At 45.5% G+C, this 15958-nt stretch carries 15 protein-coding genes and 1 pseudogene; 7 read left to right on the top strand and 9 right to left on the bottom strand.

Features of this window, described 5'->3' with window-relative positions:
* Positions 1 to 155: 155 nt before the first annotated feature.
* From L5L77_RS11195 to L5L77_RS11175, 5 genes and pseudogenes are all read right to left on the bottom strand, one after another.
* Positions 156 to 1018, bottom strand: a pseudogene (locus tag L5L77_RS11195) (EamA family transporter).
* Between the two features lie 188 nt (positions 1019 to 1206).
* Complete coding sequence (gene kdsA / locus L5L77_RS11190; RefSeq protein ID WP_105250144.1) at positions 1207 to 2055, bottom strand: 3-deoxy-8-phosphooctulonate synthase; 849 nt, start codon at positions 2053 to 2055, stop codon at positions 1207 to 1209.
* A 58-nt stretch (positions 2056 to 2113) separates the two neighbouring features.
* Entirely contained in the window at positions 2114 to 3361 is a 1248-nt protein-coding gene (locus tag L5L77_RS11185) for a DUF819 domain-containing protein (protein WP_105250145.1), read from the bottom strand.
* Positions 3362 to 3517: 156 nt separating this feature from the next.
* The gene (locus L5L77_RS11180) at positions 3518 to 4306 is read right to left on the bottom strand and encodes a SirB1 family protein (RefSeq protein ID WP_263184425.1); all 789 of its coding nucleotides are present in this window, start codon (positions 4304 to 4306) and stop codon (positions 3518 to 3520) included.
* The gene (locus tag L5L77_RS11175; protein ID WP_006080263.1) at positions 4306 to 4701 is read right to left on the bottom strand and encodes a SirB2 family protein; all 396 of its coding nucleotides are present in this window, start codon (positions 4699 to 4701) and stop codon (positions 4306 to 4308) included. The genes L5L77_RS11180 and L5L77_RS11175 overlap by 1 nt, the downstream gene beginning before the upstream one ends.
* A 119-nt stretch (positions 4702 to 4820) precedes the next feature.
* Between L5L77_RS11175 and L5L77_RS11170 the strand changes: the two genes are divergently transcribed.
* A complete protein-coding gene (locus tag L5L77_RS11170; protein ID WP_263184426.1) occupies positions 4821 to 5234 on the top strand; it encodes a GNAT family N-acetyltransferase in 414 nt (137 codons plus the stop codon).
* A 135-nt stretch (positions 5235 to 5369) separates the two neighbouring features.
* Here L5L77_RS11170 and prmC read toward each other — a convergent pair whose 3' ends face one another.
* The 3 genes from prmC to hemA are packed head-to-tail and all read right to left on the bottom strand — an operon-like array spanning position 5370 to position 8577.
* Positions 5370 to 6218: a peptide chain release factor N(5)-glutamine methyltransferase gene (prmC, locus tag L5L77_RS11165; RefSeq protein ID WP_113939044.1), complete on the bottom strand. Its 849-nt coding sequence runs from the start codon at positions 6216 to 6218 to the stop codon at positions 5370 to 5372.
* 2 nt (positions 6219 to 6220) lie between these two features.
* Complete coding sequence (gene prfA, locus L5L77_RS11160; protein WP_131523734.1) at positions 6221 to 7312, bottom strand: peptide chain release factor 1; 1092 nt, start codon at positions 7310 to 7312, stop codon at positions 6221 to 6223.
* 14 nt (positions 7313 to 7326) lie between these two features.
* Positions 7327 to 8577: a glutamyl-tRNA reductase gene (hemA, locus tag L5L77_RS11155; RefSeq protein ID WP_028761678.1), complete on the bottom strand. Its 1251-nt coding sequence runs from the start codon at positions 8575 to 8577 to the stop codon at positions 7327 to 7329.
* A 253-nt stretch (positions 8578 to 8830) separates the two neighbouring features.
* Here hemA and lolB point away from each other — a divergent pair, with 253 nt between their 5' ends.
* The 3 genes from lolB (at position 8831) to L5L77_RS11140 (ending at position 11391) form a co-directional block, all read left to right on the top strand.
* Entirely contained in the window at positions 8831 to 9475 is a 645-nt protein-coding gene (gene lolB / locus L5L77_RS11150; protein WP_263222729.1) for a lipoprotein insertase outer membrane protein LolB, read from the top strand.
* A 1-nt stretch (position 9476) separates the two neighbouring features.
* Entirely contained in the window at positions 9477 to 10331 is an 855-nt protein-coding gene (ispE, locus tag L5L77_RS11145; protein WP_263222726.1) for a 4-(cytidine 5'-diphospho)-2-C-methyl-D-erythritol kinase, read from the top strand.
* A 112-nt stretch (positions 10332 to 10443) separates the two neighbouring features.
* Positions 10444 to 11391 (top strand): ribose-phosphate pyrophosphokinase, encoded by a 948-nt coding sequence (locus L5L77_RS11140; RefSeq protein ID WP_006080255.1) that lies wholly within the window; start codon positions 10444 to 10446, stop codon positions 11389 to 11391.
* A 185-nt stretch (positions 11392 to 11576) separates the two neighbouring features.
* Here L5L77_RS11140 and L5L77_RS11135 read toward each other — a convergent pair whose 3' ends face one another.
* Positions 11577 to 13439, bottom strand: a complete 1863-nt coding sequence (locus tag L5L77_RS11135) for a methyl-accepting chemotaxis protein (RefSeq protein WP_263222724.1) — start codon at positions 13437 to 13439, stop codon at positions 11577 to 11579.
* 438 nt (positions 13440 to 13877) lie between these two features.
* On the opposite strand from L5L77_RS11135, the gene L5L77_RS11130 reads away from it, so the two are divergent.
* Genes L5L77_RS11130 through L5L77_RS11120 form a run of 3 tightly spaced genes read left to right on the top strand, consistent with a single transcriptional unit; the run spans position 13878 to position 15948 of the window.
* A complete protein-coding gene (locus L5L77_RS11130) occupies positions 13878 to 14411 on the top strand; it encodes an RNA polymerase sigma factor (RefSeq protein ID WP_105250152.1) in 534 nt (177 codons plus the stop codon).
* On the top strand, positions 14411 to 14995 hold the full coding sequence (locus L5L77_RS11125) for an anti-sigma factor (protein WP_263222721.1): 585 nt from the start codon (positions 14411 to 14413) through the stop codon (positions 14993 to 14995). Before L5L77_RS11130 ends, L5L77_RS11125 begins: the two co-directional genes overlap by 1 nt.
* Entirely contained in the window at positions 14992 to 15948 is a 957-nt protein-coding gene (locus L5L77_RS11120) for a DUF4097 family beta strand repeat-containing protein (protein WP_263222719.1), read from the top strand. Before L5L77_RS11125 ends, L5L77_RS11120 begins: the two co-directional genes overlap by 4 nt.
* Positions 15949 to 15958 lie beyond the last annotated feature (10 nt).

Raw genomic sequence — 15958 nt, 5'->3', positions numbered from 1 at the left:
CTTAACTCGCACAGCGCTCGGTTAAAAATGGTATCAAAATCTATGGAGCAAGACGTGTGTATATTTGTATCTCAGCGAATGTTTGCTTGATATAAACACACTGAATCGAGTTCTATTTTAGTCTAAAAAACCATCACACCTTCTATTAATTTAGTCTATTCCCACATCACCAAAATAGCGGCGATAGCGATCAAGACTAACCCTAGCATATCTTTTATCTTTACTTTTTCCTTCAGCCAAAAGGTGGCAATCAAGATCATAAAGAAAACTTCAACTTGACCTAAGGTTTTAACATAGGGCACAGCCTGCAACGACATAGCACTAAACCAACCGATAGAACCTAAACAACTGGCGATGCTTGTCAGTAAAGTCAACTTAGGTCGTTGCCATAATGCTATCAGCGTAAATTTATCCTTAAGCAACAAATAACTGACTAACAGCAAAGTTTGTAGGCCTATCACAAATAGCAACACCCAAGCTGCGCTATGGGGGTCAAACATAAACTCGCTTCTCGTACCCAAAGCGATGTCAGCGCAAACGAAGTACCACAGGCTAAACCAATCAATACCGTATTGAGCGACAGACTTCGCAGGCCTTGTTTGGCACTCATGAGAAAAATTGCCACACCACCCAACAACACTCCCGACCAACCTAAAAGGGATAAATGCGTCCCAAAAAACACTGTGCCTAAGATCGCCGCGACCACAGCTTCACTCTTGGCTAGCCCAGCACCAACGGCAAAGTTCTGTTGCTTGAACAATTTCACCATCAAGCCCGTCGCGAGAATTTGCATCGCCGATGCTCCGAGAATAAAACCGATAAAACGGTCGCTAAAATCGGGGATTCCGACATCCTGCCAAAGATATAAGCTCGCCAAATACACGGCGGCAATCGGCCCAGCCCAAATAAAACGCGCTAAGGTCACGCCCGCAACACTCACTTCTTTACTCAGCTGGCTTTGAAACGCATTACGCCAAGCCTGCATAAATGCCGCCAGCAAAGTGAGTAAGATCCACATAAAGGTATTCCGTAAAGAATCTGGTCGGCTATAAAAACAAGATTGTTAGGCAAAGCCCATCATAAAACATTAATGTTTCAGATAGCTACGGGGCTATACCAATCACATTCCTCGACTGAAAAACAAAAGCCCCGAACGAGTCGAGGCTTTAGGATTAAGTCACTAATTCATTAAGTCTTAGCTTGCGATTACTTACTGGTATCGATTGGCTCGAAGGATTTAACCAAATCGTCGATCGCTTTCATTTGCTTCAGATAATTTTCTAACTGATGCAAAGGCAGCGCACATGGGCCATCACACTTAGCGTTATCAGGATCAGGGTGCGCCTCAATGAATAGACCCGCTAAACCCAGCGCCATACCACTGCGCGCTAACTCGGTCGCCTGTGCGCGACGTCCACCCGCGGAATCTGCACGACCACCAGGGCGTTGCAGCGCATGGGTCGCATCGAAAATCACCGGATAGCCAGATTGCTTCATCTCGTCCATACCCAACATATCAACGACTAAGTTGTTATATCCAAAGCTTGAACCACGTTCACACAGGATGATCTCGTCATTACCCGCTTCGTTAAACTTAGTGATGATATGGCGCATTTCATGTGGTGCTAAAAACTGTGGCTTTTTCACATTGATGATAGCGCCAGTTTTTGCCATAGCGACAACCAAATCAGTCTGGCGTGCTAGAAATGCAGGTAACTGAATAATATCAACTACTTCTGCCACTGGCGCACACTGATGCACTTCATGCACATCGGTGATCAAAGGTAAATTAAAGGTCTTTTTAATCTCTTCAAAAATCTTTAAGCCTTCCTCCATACCTGGACCGCGGTAAGAGTTAATCGAAGAACGATTCGCCTTATCAAAAGACGCCTTAAATATATAAGGGATCCCCAGCTTTTGAGTCACTTCGGCATAGGTTTCAGCAATCGACATCGCGAGATCGCGAGACTCAAGCACGTTCATGCCACCAAACAACACGAAAGGTTTATCGTTGGCAATCTCGATTGAACCTAGGTTTATGATTTTATTACTCATCGCAACTTCTCTCTAAAATGCTGGAACCTTTCCCAGCGGTGAATAGGAGCTAAGGCGGTTATACCGCAACTAACTGTAAAATTTGACCACAAATCCATGCCATATAGGTTCCTAACGCATAACCTAATACGGCTAACAGTACGCCCACTGGTGCTAAAGCGGGGTGAAATGCCGCCGCAACTACAGGGGCCGACGCAGCACCGCCCACATTCGCTTGGCTGCCTACGGCCATATAAAATAACGGGGCTTTAATCAGCTTAGCCACCAATAACATAAAGCTTGCGTGAACTATCATCCACACAATACCAATTAAAAAGTACAATGGCGTATCGAGCACCTTACTCACATCCATATGTAGACCAATGGTCGCAACTAAGATGTAAAGGAAGGCTGAAGCCACTTTTGATGCCCCCGCCGCCTCTAAATGACGCACTGGGCTGAATGACATCGCCAAACCAATCGTTGTGACTATCACCACTAACCAGAAGAATTTAGAGGTTAAACTGTAATCTGCGGTCCAAGGATAGTTCACTTCAAAAAATGGCCCCAGAAAATCAGCGGCGATATGAGCAATACCTGTGATACCAAAGCCTACAGCGACAATCAGCATAAGATCGCGCAGATTAGGAATGCGTGCATTTTCAGCGTGATACTTTTCAACTTTATCTTTTAACGCTTCAATAGCAGAAGTATCCGCACCGGTTTTAGCATCGATCTCTTTCGCTTTTGAGGCTAGGAACAGTAACACTGCCATCCAAATATTGGCGACTATCACATCGACTGTCACCATCACAGAGAAAATATTACCGCCCACGTCATAAATCTCTTTCATTGCAGCTTGGTTTGCGCCCCCACCAATCCAGCTCCCCGCTAAGGTCGTCATACCACGCCATACCGCATCGGGGCCATCGACCCCAATTAAAGAAGGTTCAATAACCGACACCAGCAACAAGGCGATAGGGCCGCCGATAACGATACCGACAGTGCCGGTTAAAAACATGATCAAAGCTTTCGGACCTAAACTTAAAATAGCTTTTAAATCAACGCTTAAAATCAATAAGACTAAACAAGCTGGCAGCAAATAACGGGATGCAACAAAATACAGTTGTGAGGTATTACCATCGATTACCCCAAAGGTGTTCAATAACGATGGCAAGAAATAGCACAATAAAAGGGCGGGAATAAAACGATAAAACTTCTGCCAAAAAGGATGACTACTGCTACTGGTATAAAATACAAAACCTAGAATTGTCGCGAGTATTCCTAACGCCGTGGCATCGTTCGTCACTAAAGCCGTGCTTGTCATGCTAATTTCTCCCTGTCGATACAGTTATTATTTTTATTAGAGACTTAACTTTTAAGTCCCTGGGTCAAACTTTCATCTGCCCAGTGTTATTATTTTTGCGGATTGAATTCGTTAATAAAAGTTGAATAAATAAGAAGAGCCCCGAAAGGCTCTGCTTTAGTGATAAACCTCGGCGTGTTCGTTTAATTCTTTGAGCTGCATCTTCACTATCTCGATCACGGGATCGTGAGGACTATTATCAACAAAATGCTGCAGATCGGCGGCGGCCACATTAATACAACCCAACTGCTGTGCAATAAACGCCCGCTCACGATTCAAATGCACATCGTCAACATGCCATTGCAACAGCAGACTGCAACACTCCATCGCTGCCTCAAATTGATGCGACACTATGCAACCCGCCTTAAGCTCATGCAGCATACGCGTCAGCAGTTTTTTCACCGTTGCAGGCTTTAAGTAACTTGCCTTAAGCTCAGCAGCATTACCTAACTCGCCGCGCACTAACACGTGCAACTGGTGACGGGTGAGTTCCTTGCCCGTTAAAGGATCCAAATAACTCACTTCACCGCCAATCTTACAACGCAGCACCGTATTGCCAGGTAGCAATATGGGTTCGAATTCAAGATCTAACTGCTTCGCCAGCAACATCAATACCGTCGCCAGCGTTGTACTATTACCTTGGCGACTAATTAAGCAAGTACCTAAATCTGCCGCCTCTGTACTGAAGTAGTTCTCACGAACACAAAAACCTAAATCCTCGTAAAACCAATGCAACAGCGCATTAAAACGCTGTTGTTGATCAACCAAGTAATGACTTAATACGGCTCCCGCCATTTCAAACCAAGCCCATTTAGCGGCTTCAAGTTTAGAAAATCCAAGGTGCGCACCTACATCCAATGCCGACTCGGGCAATGAAATGCCATCTTGCAGAGTGTAGTTACCCATTAACCCAATAATACCGCTTGTTTAAAATGAGCCAATTTAGCAGCATAAACCAACCAACCAATCGCGCCTAAGTAAGCAAACACTTTGAACAATTTGTTTCTGTTCGCTTTTATGGCAATGGCGCCTAGGACAATGTAAGCAACTACAGCACCGATTTTTTCGGTCATCCAAGGATCAACAAAAGGAAATTGCTGGATCATAAAACACAAAGTTAAGCCCGACAGCAGTAGGAAAGTGTCGATAACATGGGGCGCTATCTTGAGCAGCTTCTTCTCCATCAGAGCCGATTGGCGCAGATGCAGGACAAAGCGAACGGTAAGCAGTAACACGCTCAACGCGATAAAGGTAAAATGCAGATGTTTAACCGCAGGATATAGACTGTAAAAAGTTTCCATTACGATACTTATGGCCAGTGACAAAGGCGCTAGTTTACCCTAATCCTTGGCGGCATACCAATGCCTATCAGCCTAGATATTCAGAGCTAACATCATAAAAAATCAAACGAGAAGTGACGATGAATTTAAGCTTAATTAACGATGAATCAACCGAGTTCGCCGACGCTGTAAAACAAAAAATTGTCGAGTTCAACCAAGTCCAATGGCAGGGGTTTAGCCGTAAAAATCTCGGACTCAAACTACAGGACTCCGAAGGTAAACTGTTAGCAGGGATCAGCGGTAAAACCTTCGGCAATTGGTTGTTAATCGATTATCTGTGGGTCGATGATTCTTTAAGATACCAAAGTATCGGCACGCGCTTATTATTAGCCGCAGAAAGCCAAGCAAAGGAGCGCGGCTGCCAATTTGCCCTACTCGATACCTTAGATTTTCAAGCTAAGCCTTTTTATGAGCGCCACGACTATCGCGTGCAATGGGTACAACAAGCCTACCCAGAAACCGGCAGTAAATTTTTTATGGTAAAAGTGTTGTGATGTTTAAGGTTTGGGATCTTCACCTTACACCAACTTAAGGTCGCCCTATAGAAGACAAAAACGCCATTGGCAATAACCAATGGCGTTCGATAAATCGGCATAACTAGGTAAATATCTTCACTTAAAGCAGAGTTATTACTCCGCCCATTTACCCATAGTGCATCTGTCATTACTGCCAAAGTCTCGCACTGTGGCGACATTCTCATAGCCCAGTTCGATAAGCTTAGCTCTGAGTTTTACAGCCTGCTCAAAACCATGTTCGAGCAGGATATAGCCGTTAGGCTTTAAGTAATCTCGAGCTGTGTTGGCAATATAGTAAAGATCGGCAAAGCCTTCCTCGGCGGCGGTTAACGCGCTTTGGGGCTCGAAACGCACGTCACCTTGGTGCAAGTGTTCGTCAGCTTCATCAATATAGGGCGGATTTGAGACGATTAAATCAAAGTCCCGCGACTTTACGGCACTGAACCAGTCACTCTGGAGAATTTCGACCTGTGGCAGCTTTAAGTTCTCACGATTCGCGATAGCCAAAGCCACGGCATCATCGACTTTATCGACCGCGGTGATTTGCCATGACTCACGCTCAGACGCCAACGCCAGCGCAATTGCCCCAGTACCAGTGCCTAAATCGAGCACTTTGGCGTAGGTGGAAAGCGGCATGTTCAATGCAGTTTCGACCAGAATTTCCGTATCAGGACGCGGGATCAAAGTGGTGTCGTTCACGATAAAAGGCAACGACCAAAATTCGCGCTCACCGACAATATGTGCCACAGGCACGCCCTTTTGGCGTTTCTGCACCATTTGCTGGAAGCGTTTCCACTGCTCAACCGTCAAGGATTTTTCAGGCCAAGTGTATAAATAGCTGCGACTTTTATTGAGGCAATATAACAACAAAACCTCTGCATCCAGATGAGCGGATTCAGAGGTTGATGCTAACTGCACATAAGCCCATTGCAGGGCTTCGGCTATGCTAGATTGATCTGACAAAATTACCCCTGCTCGTCAGCCAGTGCGGCTAACTGATCGGCTTGATGCTCTTGCATCAGAGGCAATAAAATAGCATCGAGATCGCCTTCCATCACTTCGTTCAAGCGATATAAGGTCAAGTTGATGCGGTGTTCGCTCACGCGGCCTTGCGGGAAGTTGTAAGTACGTACACGTTCGGAGCGATCGCCACTGGCAACCAGACTACGACGGGTCGATTCTTCGGCGCTACGGCGTTTTTCGTCTTCAACAGCTTGAATACGTGCAGCCAGTACACTCATGGCTTGAGCACGGTTCTTGTGTTGCGAACGCTGATCTTGGCATTCCACCACGATCCCAGTTGGAATATGGGTGATTCGAATAGCTGAGTCAGTTTTGTTAACGTGCTGACCACCCGCACCTGATGAACGATAAGTATCGACTTTCAGATCGGCTGGGTTGATTGAAATCGCTTCCGCTTCAGGCACTTCGTGAAGTACCACTACAGTAACCGCTGAAGTATGCACACGTCCTTGGGATTCGGTTTCTGGCACACGCTGTACACGGTGGCCGCCGGATTCAAACTTAAGTTTGCCGTATACGCCGTCACCGCTGACCTTCATGATCACTTCTTTAAAGCCACCATGTTCACCTTCGTTACAGCTCATAATTTCAATCTGCCAGCGATTCGCTTCAGCATAACGGCTGTACATGCGGAATAAATCACCGGCAAAAATAGCCGCTTCGTCACCGCCTGCACCAGCGCGGATCTCAACGAAGGCATTTTTATCGTCGTCAGGATCTTTTGGCAATAATAGAATTTGCAATTCGTCTTCGAGCTGCTCGAGTTTGGCCTTAGCGGCTTTCATCTCTTCCTGTGCCATTTCACGCATTTCAGCATCGTCTTCTTCCAGCATTTCTTTGGCAGAATCGAGATCGGCCTGCGCTTGCTGATAGGCTTTAAAGCCAGCAACAACGTCTTCTAACTGGGCATATTCTTTCGATAACGCACGAAACCTGTCTTGATCAGAAATGACGCTAGCATCACCCAGCAAAGCCATGACTTCTTCATTGCGCTCGAGCAAGCCTTCCAGCTTGCGGATAACGGATTCCTTCATTTAACTCGCTAACCTTAGTTTTTATCTAATCCAAGCGCTGATCTTAACTGACCGAGAGTATTCAAATCGCCCTGACGACTCGCTGCCGTGAGGGCCTGTGTCGGTGCGTGGATAAGTTTGTTGGTCAGGCGATTGGCTAGTTCAATCAATACCTGCTCAGTGTCTGAGCCCTGAGCTAATTTATTCAAGGCGCGTTCCACTAACTCATCTTTTACCGCCATGCTCTGGCTGCGATACTCGCGAATACTGTCGACCGACTCTAAAGAACGGATCCAATCCATAAATAGGAAAGATTGTTCTTCAGTAATTACTTCAGCTTGCTCGGCGGCTTCTTTTCGAGAAGCCATATTCTGTTCAATAATGCTATGCAGGTCGTCCACTGTATACAGAAACGCGTCATCCAAATCGGCGACTTCCGGCTCAATATCCCGGGGAACTGCTATATCAACCAATAACATAGGTTGATGGCGACGCTGCTTTAGCGCTTTTTCGACCATGCCTTTACCTAGGATAGGCAGAGGGCTGGCGGTAGAGGATATCACGATATCGGCTTTTGGGAGATAATCTGGTATCTGCGCCAGTGTAATTGCTGTTGCGCCAAACTCCTCGCACATGCCTTGGGCACGTTCTAACGTCCGATTTGCTACGACCATTGAAGCCACGCCGTTGTCTTTAAGATGCTTCGCAACCAATTCTATGGTTTCACCTGCACCAATCAACAGTACTTTAGTGGTCGATATCGATGAGAAAATATGTTTCGCCATGCTTACCGCGGCAAATGCCACAGAAACTGCGGCGGCGCCAATTTCAGTGTCAGTGCGGACTTTCTTAGCGACTGAAAAAGTATTCTGAAAGAGTCTATCTATGGTTAGTGCAACCGTACCAGCCTCTTTAGCCTTAACGAACGCTTGCTTTACTTGACCGAGAATCTGCGGCTCACCAAGGATCAAAGAATCGAGCCCAGAGGCTACGCGCATCAAATGCCTGACGGCATCTTGACCGTGATAGTTATAGAGACAAGGTGCTACATCCTCATGATCTAGGCCGTGATACTCTTCAAGCCACGCAATAATGTCGGCCTCATCGCCATTGTTGCAATACAACTCAGTGCGATTACAGGTCGAGACAATAACGGCTTCACCCGAGCGTGTACGACTGGCCAGACTCTTCATAGCGTCATGAATTTTGTCCGGAGAGAAGGCGACTTTCTCACGCAGGTCTACCGTGGCTGTTTTATGGTTAATACCGATTGCTACAAGGCTCATCTGACTCTTTCTAGATTCTTGGCGACTCTCTTAATAAGGGCATTCTACTGAATTGGCCCAACTAAAAACAGAATACGCTTAACAAAACCGAATAAAGGTCTAACTTCTTACCTAAATTTTCTATCAATAATAGGTAAGGCAAAATTTGCCCCAAGGGAGCAAATCTAAGTGACCGCCGATGGAAATTTTACGTTTGGCATTGGTATTCTTTCCAAGCCCTCGTATCATAAGGACTTTGGTATATCAGTCATAGATGAATAATTTGAAGCGCCTCACAAAAACCATTTTCTCTTGTTTTACCTTAAGCGCCCTACTCTTACTGGCGGGGTGTGAAACTTTGCCGCCGATGACTGACTTAAGCCCAATCACAGTCAATGATGCGCGCCAAGCCAAAGCTTGGGAATTACAGGGAAAACTAGCGATAAAAACTCCCGACGATAAACTCAGTGCCAATATCTACTGGCGCCACAGTGAAGATCGCGATGAACTCACACTCACGACTATGCTAGGTACAACGGTGTTGACGCTTAATTCAACCTCAAACTCTGCCCATTTACATATCGATGGCAAAGATTTTCGCGACGATAATGCCCAGCGTTTACTCGAGCGCGTCAGCGGTTGGTCCATCCCCTTGGCCGATTTACCTTTATGGATCACCGGCCAAGTTGGCCCGAATGACCAAGTACTGGAAAGCGATAGCCAAGGCAACCCCAAACAGCTCACGAACACTCAAACCCCACCGCCTTGGCAGGTCACATTTTTAAGTTGGCAATCCCAGAGCGGCGCCAACGTGCCCCATCAATTAAAGCTTGAGCGTGGTGACTTACAACTCAAACTACAATTGAATCAATGGCAGGCCCTCGGCAAGCCTGCAATCATACTCGAAGAGAAACCTTAGCATGCCCGCAGCAATTTCACGCCATTGGCCAGCACCAGCCAAGCTTAACTTATTCTTACACGTGAATGGTCGCCGCGCAGATGGTTATCATGAACTGCAAACCTTGTTTCAGTTTATTGATTACTGTGACATGCTCGATTTTAAGGTCACTGAAAGCGCAGAACTGATTTTGCACTCCAATATCTCTAATGTTGTCGCCGATAGCGATAACTTAATTCTGCGAGCCGCAAAATCATTACAACAAACTACAGGCTTTACTGGCGGCGCCGAAATCTGGTTGGATAAACGTCTACCCATGGGTGGAGGTTTAGGTGGCGGCTCGTCAGATGCAGCCACCACCTTAGTGGCACTGAACACGTTATGGAACACCCAATTATCGACCGAAGAACTGGCTAAAATCGGCCTTAAACTTGGTGCCGATACTCCTGTTTTTATTCATGGTTTCGCCGCTTTTGCCGAAGGTGTAGGTGAACGCTTACAAGGGGTAAATCCGAGTGAGCCTTGGTACTTAATCATCGCACCCGATGCCCATGTTTCCACCGCTGAAGTATTCCAAGATCCACTTTTACCACGTGATACCCCGAAACTGGCCATAGATACCTTAATGAACCAACCTTGGGCAAATGATTGTCAAAAACTAGTCGTTTCTAAATACCCTCAAGTTGCCAAGGCATTAGGCTGGCTGCTAGAATATGCGCCGTCGAGAATGACAGGAACAGGCGCATGCGTGTTCGGGGAATTCACACAAAAGCAACAAGCTCTCGCAGCCTTGGCGAAATTACCGTCTGAAATGCAAGGATTTGTTGCACAAGGGATGAATCTTTCGCCGCTCATCACGCGACTCAGTCACCCTTAAACTACTTTCTTCTAGAGTAACCACTTAACGATAACGCCTCGGGTTCCTCCCGTCCCTACATCGTCGTTACTCTAGCCACTAAAATATAAAGCAAACGCCTGAGGTTCATACAGTGCCCGACATCAAGCTCTTTGCTGGGAACGCCACCCCCAGTCTCGCTAAAAAGATAGCCGATCGTCTATTTTGCAAACTCGGAGACGCAGTGGTTGGTCGTTTCAGCGATGGTGAAATCAGTGTCCAAATTAACGAAAATGTACGTGGGGCCGATGTGTTCATCATCCAATCCACTTGTGCGCCGACAAACGACAACCTGATGGAACTCATCGTGATGGTTGACGCGCTGCGCCGTGCATCTGCTGGCCGTATCACAGCTGTTATTCCTTACTTTGGTTATGCTCGTCAAGACCGTCGCGTTCGTAGCGCCCGTGTACCTATTACTGCAAAAGTGGTTGCCGATTTCCTGTCTAGCGTGGGTGTTGACCGCGTTCTGACCTGTGACCTGCACGCTGAGCAAATCCAAGGTTTCTTCGACGTTCCTGTTGATAACGTATTTGGTAGCCCAGTGCTACTAGAAGATATGTTAGCGAAGAACTTAGATAATCCAGTCGTTGTTTCTCCAGACATCGGTGGTGTTGTTCGCGCTCGCGCAGTAGCAAAACTGTTGGATGATTCTGATTTAGCGATCATTGATAAACGTCGCCCACAAGCGAACGTTGCGCAAGTTATGCACATCATTGGTGATGTTCAAGGTCGTGACTGCATTATCGTTGACGATATGATCGACACAGGCGGCACTCTGTGTAAAGCGGCTGAAGCCTTAAAAGAACATGGTGCGAACCGCGTATTTGCTTACGCAACTCACCCAGTGTTCTCTGGCAAAGCGGCTGAAAATATCGCTAACTCAGTGATTGATGAAGTGATTGTGACTGACACTGTTCCTTTAAGCCCAGAAATGTTGAAAGTGGCTAAAGTAACTCAGTTAACTATGTCTGCGGTACTGGCTGAGGCAATTCGTCGCGTAAGCAACGAAGAGTCTATTTCTGCCATGTTCCGTCACTAATAGTTCTGTTACTGAACGTTCTGACTAATCTGAGTGGTTCCGATGCACAGCTTACTGTTTTAACGAATCACTAAGCTTGCAGAGCTAATTACTCAGACATAAAAACGCACTCCTCGGAGTGCGTTTTTGTTAGTGTATTTTTTAAGCCAGCTTCTGATCATCAGATGTAAACTGGCTTCTACGCATTAGATTTTAAAATTACTCACCGCACGGAATAAGAACTCAGCCTGCGCCTTAAGCTCATCCGATGCGGACGCATTTGCATCTGCCGCATGGGATGACTCCTCAGCGATATCGCGGATCACCACCACGTTCTTGTTCACTTCAGCCGCCACCATACTTTGCTCTTCAATAGCCGCCGCAATTTGAGTGCTCATGTCCATAATATTACGCACGTCGTTATTGATAAGCTTCAATAAAGCGCCAGCACTTGCCGCTTGTTCAGCGCTTTCAACGCCTTGTTTTTGGCTAGATTCCATCAATTGCACAATCGATCGGGTACGCGTCTGCAGCGTTTGAATGATGTTAGCAATCTCTTGGGTTGACGATTGCGTCCGCATCGCTAAGTTACGCACTTCATCGGCAACCACAGCAAAACCACGGCCCTGCTCACCCGCACGCGCCGCTTCAATCGCGGCATTCAAGGCTAAAAGGTTAGTCTGCTCAGCAATGCCGCGGATCACATCTAACACGCTACCGATAGTCTCGCTGTCACGTTCCAATTCGTTAACGACCGCTGCTGAGCTATTCAACTGCTCAGCAAGTGACTGGATTTTATGTATCGTTTGCTCAACCTCTAATTGACCACTTTGGGCATTATCGTGGGTCTGACCCGCTTTTGATGCAGCTAATTCGGTTGTTTTAGCAATTTCCTCAATCGTTGCGCCCATCTCAGTGATTGCTGTTGCGACCATGTCGGTCTCATTAAGTTGTTGGCCCACACCTTCGGAGGCGAGCATGGCATTTTCTGAAACACGTTTACAGGAAGTGTTAATCGTTGCGACCGACTCAATCACTTGCTCAATCAGCTGTTGGAAGCTACTCACCATGCTATTGAAATGCTGTGCAATTTCACCGAGTTCATCTTGGGTGGAGGCATCGCACCTCAATGTCAGATCTTTACTCTCCTCGATGCGAGAAATGATCTGCGTGATACGCTCAACCGGCGCGATAATACTGCGGATAATCAAGTAGGTAATGATTGATAGTAGTAACGCAATAAAGATAAACACAGTAATCCCGACATTAATGCTACTACTCTCAGCATCATCAATGGCCTTAAGAGCCAAATTTTTCAAGTCACTCGTACTGCTCTCTGTTTGCTGGTTTGCAGCTAAAACTCGCGCCATAGTACCGTCATTTTCGGTCAAACCAAGCTGCTGTTCTTTATTAATTAAGCTTTTGAAATCCTTTTGATATTGAGTAATAAGCTCTTCAATTTTTCGTTGAGTATCAATATCGATACTCGAGGCATGAAGCTTGTCATTAAACTTACTAATATTAGTATCGAAGGTTTCGACATAACTTAGCTCACGACGCAGCATAAAATCCTTTTCGTTACGCCTAAGTTGCAGCATTGCGGCTTCGAGTGCGGGCTGATCAAATTCCTTGAGTAGCGTTTCAACGTTATGCACCGCAGCTCGTAACGTACCGTACAAACCTGTTTTAGGTGTTAAGCCAATCTCTTGTTGTAGCTGCACCACTTCAGAAAAAGCGGCTTGATACTGATTTAAATTACGGTCAAAACTTTCAAGTGAGGCAGTCGACACCCCATATTCTTTAAAGACTTTCTCTAACTCAGGGACAATACTGTCGATTGCCATGTGGCTTTGCTTATGCAGCTCGACATATTTCAAATCCTTGCGAGCGAAAAAGTCCTTTTCATTTTTACGCAAAATTAAGACGTCGCGCTCTAAATCAAGCACACTTTGAGCCGCGTTAGAAAGTTCCGATTTCACCGAATTTGAATAGAGTTGTAATCCAAACATGGCAATTAGTGCCGAAATAGACACTGCAGCACTGAGTAACAACTTTGAGCGGATTAGCATAGAAAGTCCCCGAATATATAATCTATCTTAAAAAGATAGCTGGAAATTAAGCCTTTAACAGCGCAAACATAGCAATACATAAAAGTTCACATCAAATACTTTGATAGCTTGTCGATTTAAGCTCCCATACTGTGAGTACCGCATTATTTTTAACTTAGTTCTTCAAGGTGATACCCTACCGTTACTACAAAGTATTTCGTTTTAATTACGTTAAATATACCGTCTCAAAGCAGATGTAAGTGTCATAATATCAATTGATATAAAATGAATTACTTCATTAGCTTAGCAGTACTTTTTCGGGCGAATTCTACTACAAATTACAAAAATGTTACGCTGGATAATTGATCTAAATAAAATATATTTTTTAAGGTTCCAAACCTTTTGTAGCGCCCACTGCGTCAAAACTACAACACTCAATCATTATGGCAGGAAATTACAGTGACAGCAGGGATCCTCCCACTCAATGGCTCAATGTCTGACTTTGAACTGGTCACCTTAGCGAGCCAAGGAGACAAAACTGCCTTCAAGTTGCTGTATCAAAGCCATTACCAACGTATTTACGCCCTATCACTGCGCCTTTGCGGCCATAGCGCTATGGCCGAAGAAATTACCCAAGAGTGTTTTATTTTAGTGTGGCAGAAGTTGCCACAATTTCGAGGTGAGAGTCAGTTTTCCACTTGGTTACACAGTATTTGTGTCAATCAAGCATTGAGCAGCATTCGTAAACAAAAGTCCTTTTGGTCACGATTTATTCCGCTGGAACATGAAACTGAGCCCTTAAGCTCTGATAGCAGCTATAGCGGATTAGATAAGTTAATTTTCAAACTGCCAGAACGCGCTCGCATGGTTTTCGTACTCTGTGCAATCGAAGGTTATCAACATGATGAAATCGCTGACTTACTTGGCATTGCCGTCGGCACCAGCAAGACCCAATACCATAGAGCTAAGCAACTACTACAGGAGATGCTGTAATGACGTTAACGCCGCTTTCCCGTGAACAACAGCTTGAGCAATTGATCAATAGCGCGCCCAAAGAGATGTCGCCTACACATGATCTGTGGCAAGGCATTGAAAAACGCATGGATAAAACGCTGATAGCCCAAACGTACAAATCCCAGAAGAGTCACGCTTGGGCGATAGCGGCTTCGTTTATTATTCTAGCGGCATTGGGATATACCCAATTGCCCTATTTCAACTCATTCATAATGCAGCAGACAGAGCTTGCCCAGAACCAAGCTATGCCAGAGCAACCAGAGGATGCGGCCTTACATTTATTACTCACCCAAATTGCAACATCACACCAAGCGCAAGTGGACAACCTAGAACAGGCGCCAAATGCGCTAATGTGGCAAACGAGCAGTTTCAGCGCACCCGTTGAGCAAGGTTTAACTGAGCTAAGGCTCGCGGCAACACAGATTTACCAAGCTTTACAAGCGAATCCAACCGATAAACAACTTTGGCAACTCTGGCTTTGGGTGCAGCAGCGTGAGCTCGACCTATTACAACAGGGCCAAAAATTACCCATTAGAAACTCGACACAAGGAAACACCCTATGAGCAACCGCAATCTCACTAAAGCTAGCCTATTGGTTTCGACACTCTGTTTAGGCTTAATGGGCAATGTGTTAGCAGCACAAAGCGTTGATAAACAGTTAAGTGTCAGCAGCGACACTCAACTGCAGATCAAAGTCCAACGCGGTGATGTGACCATTCAAACATGGGATAAGAGTGAAGTGAGTGTCACTGGCACATTAGATGAATTGAGCGAAGGCTTTGTGTTTGAGCAACAGGGAAATAGTCTCAATATCGAAGACAAGATGCCTCGCCACTATAATGGCAATAATGACAAAGGATCACAGCTCACCATTAAAGTCCCAAAAACGGTTAAACTCAGTGCAGATACCATCTCTGCCAATCTGCAAGTTGCCGAAACTCAAGGTGAACTAGATTTGAATACGGTAAGCGGCAATATCAACGCCAACAACTTAAGTGGTAAACCTGAGTTACATACAGTCTCTGGTGATATCACGACCAAAGCACTTGATGGAAAAATCAAATTAGAAACCGTATCCGGCACGATTCAGGACACTGACAGTAAAGGAGAAATGAATTATCGCCTCGTTAGCGGTGACTTAAAAAGCCACACTCAAGCAGAAAAAGTCACGATTGAACAAGTCTCAGGTGAAGTGAATGCTAACTTTAGTGTCACCAAAGAAATCGAGCTCAGAACCGTCAGCGGAGATTCACAAGTGTCACTCGCTAAAAACTTCAACAAAGCGAATTTTGAAAGTGTGAGTGGCGATATTACCGTGATCTTTAATGATGTTCCCGATGCCAGCTTCAACTTAGATGGTGGTCCTGGTGGAAAAATCAACAACGGTTTAACCCAAGATGTACCGCAAAAACAAAAATATGTACCAAGCACAGAGTTATCATTCCAAACAGGCTCTGGTGCAGCCAACGTGAAGATGAATACCATCAGCGGTAATCTGATTTTAAAGAAACAGTAATAAAAGCTAT

The sequence above is a fragment of the Shewanella sp. SM29 genome (genome assembly GCF_025654245.1).
GTDB classification, from domain to species: domain Bacteria; phylum Pseudomonadota; class Gammaproteobacteria; order Enterobacterales; family Shewanellaceae; genus Shewanella; species Shewanella oncorhynchi.
This window is presented reverse-complemented; position numbering and strand designations above follow the sequence as displayed.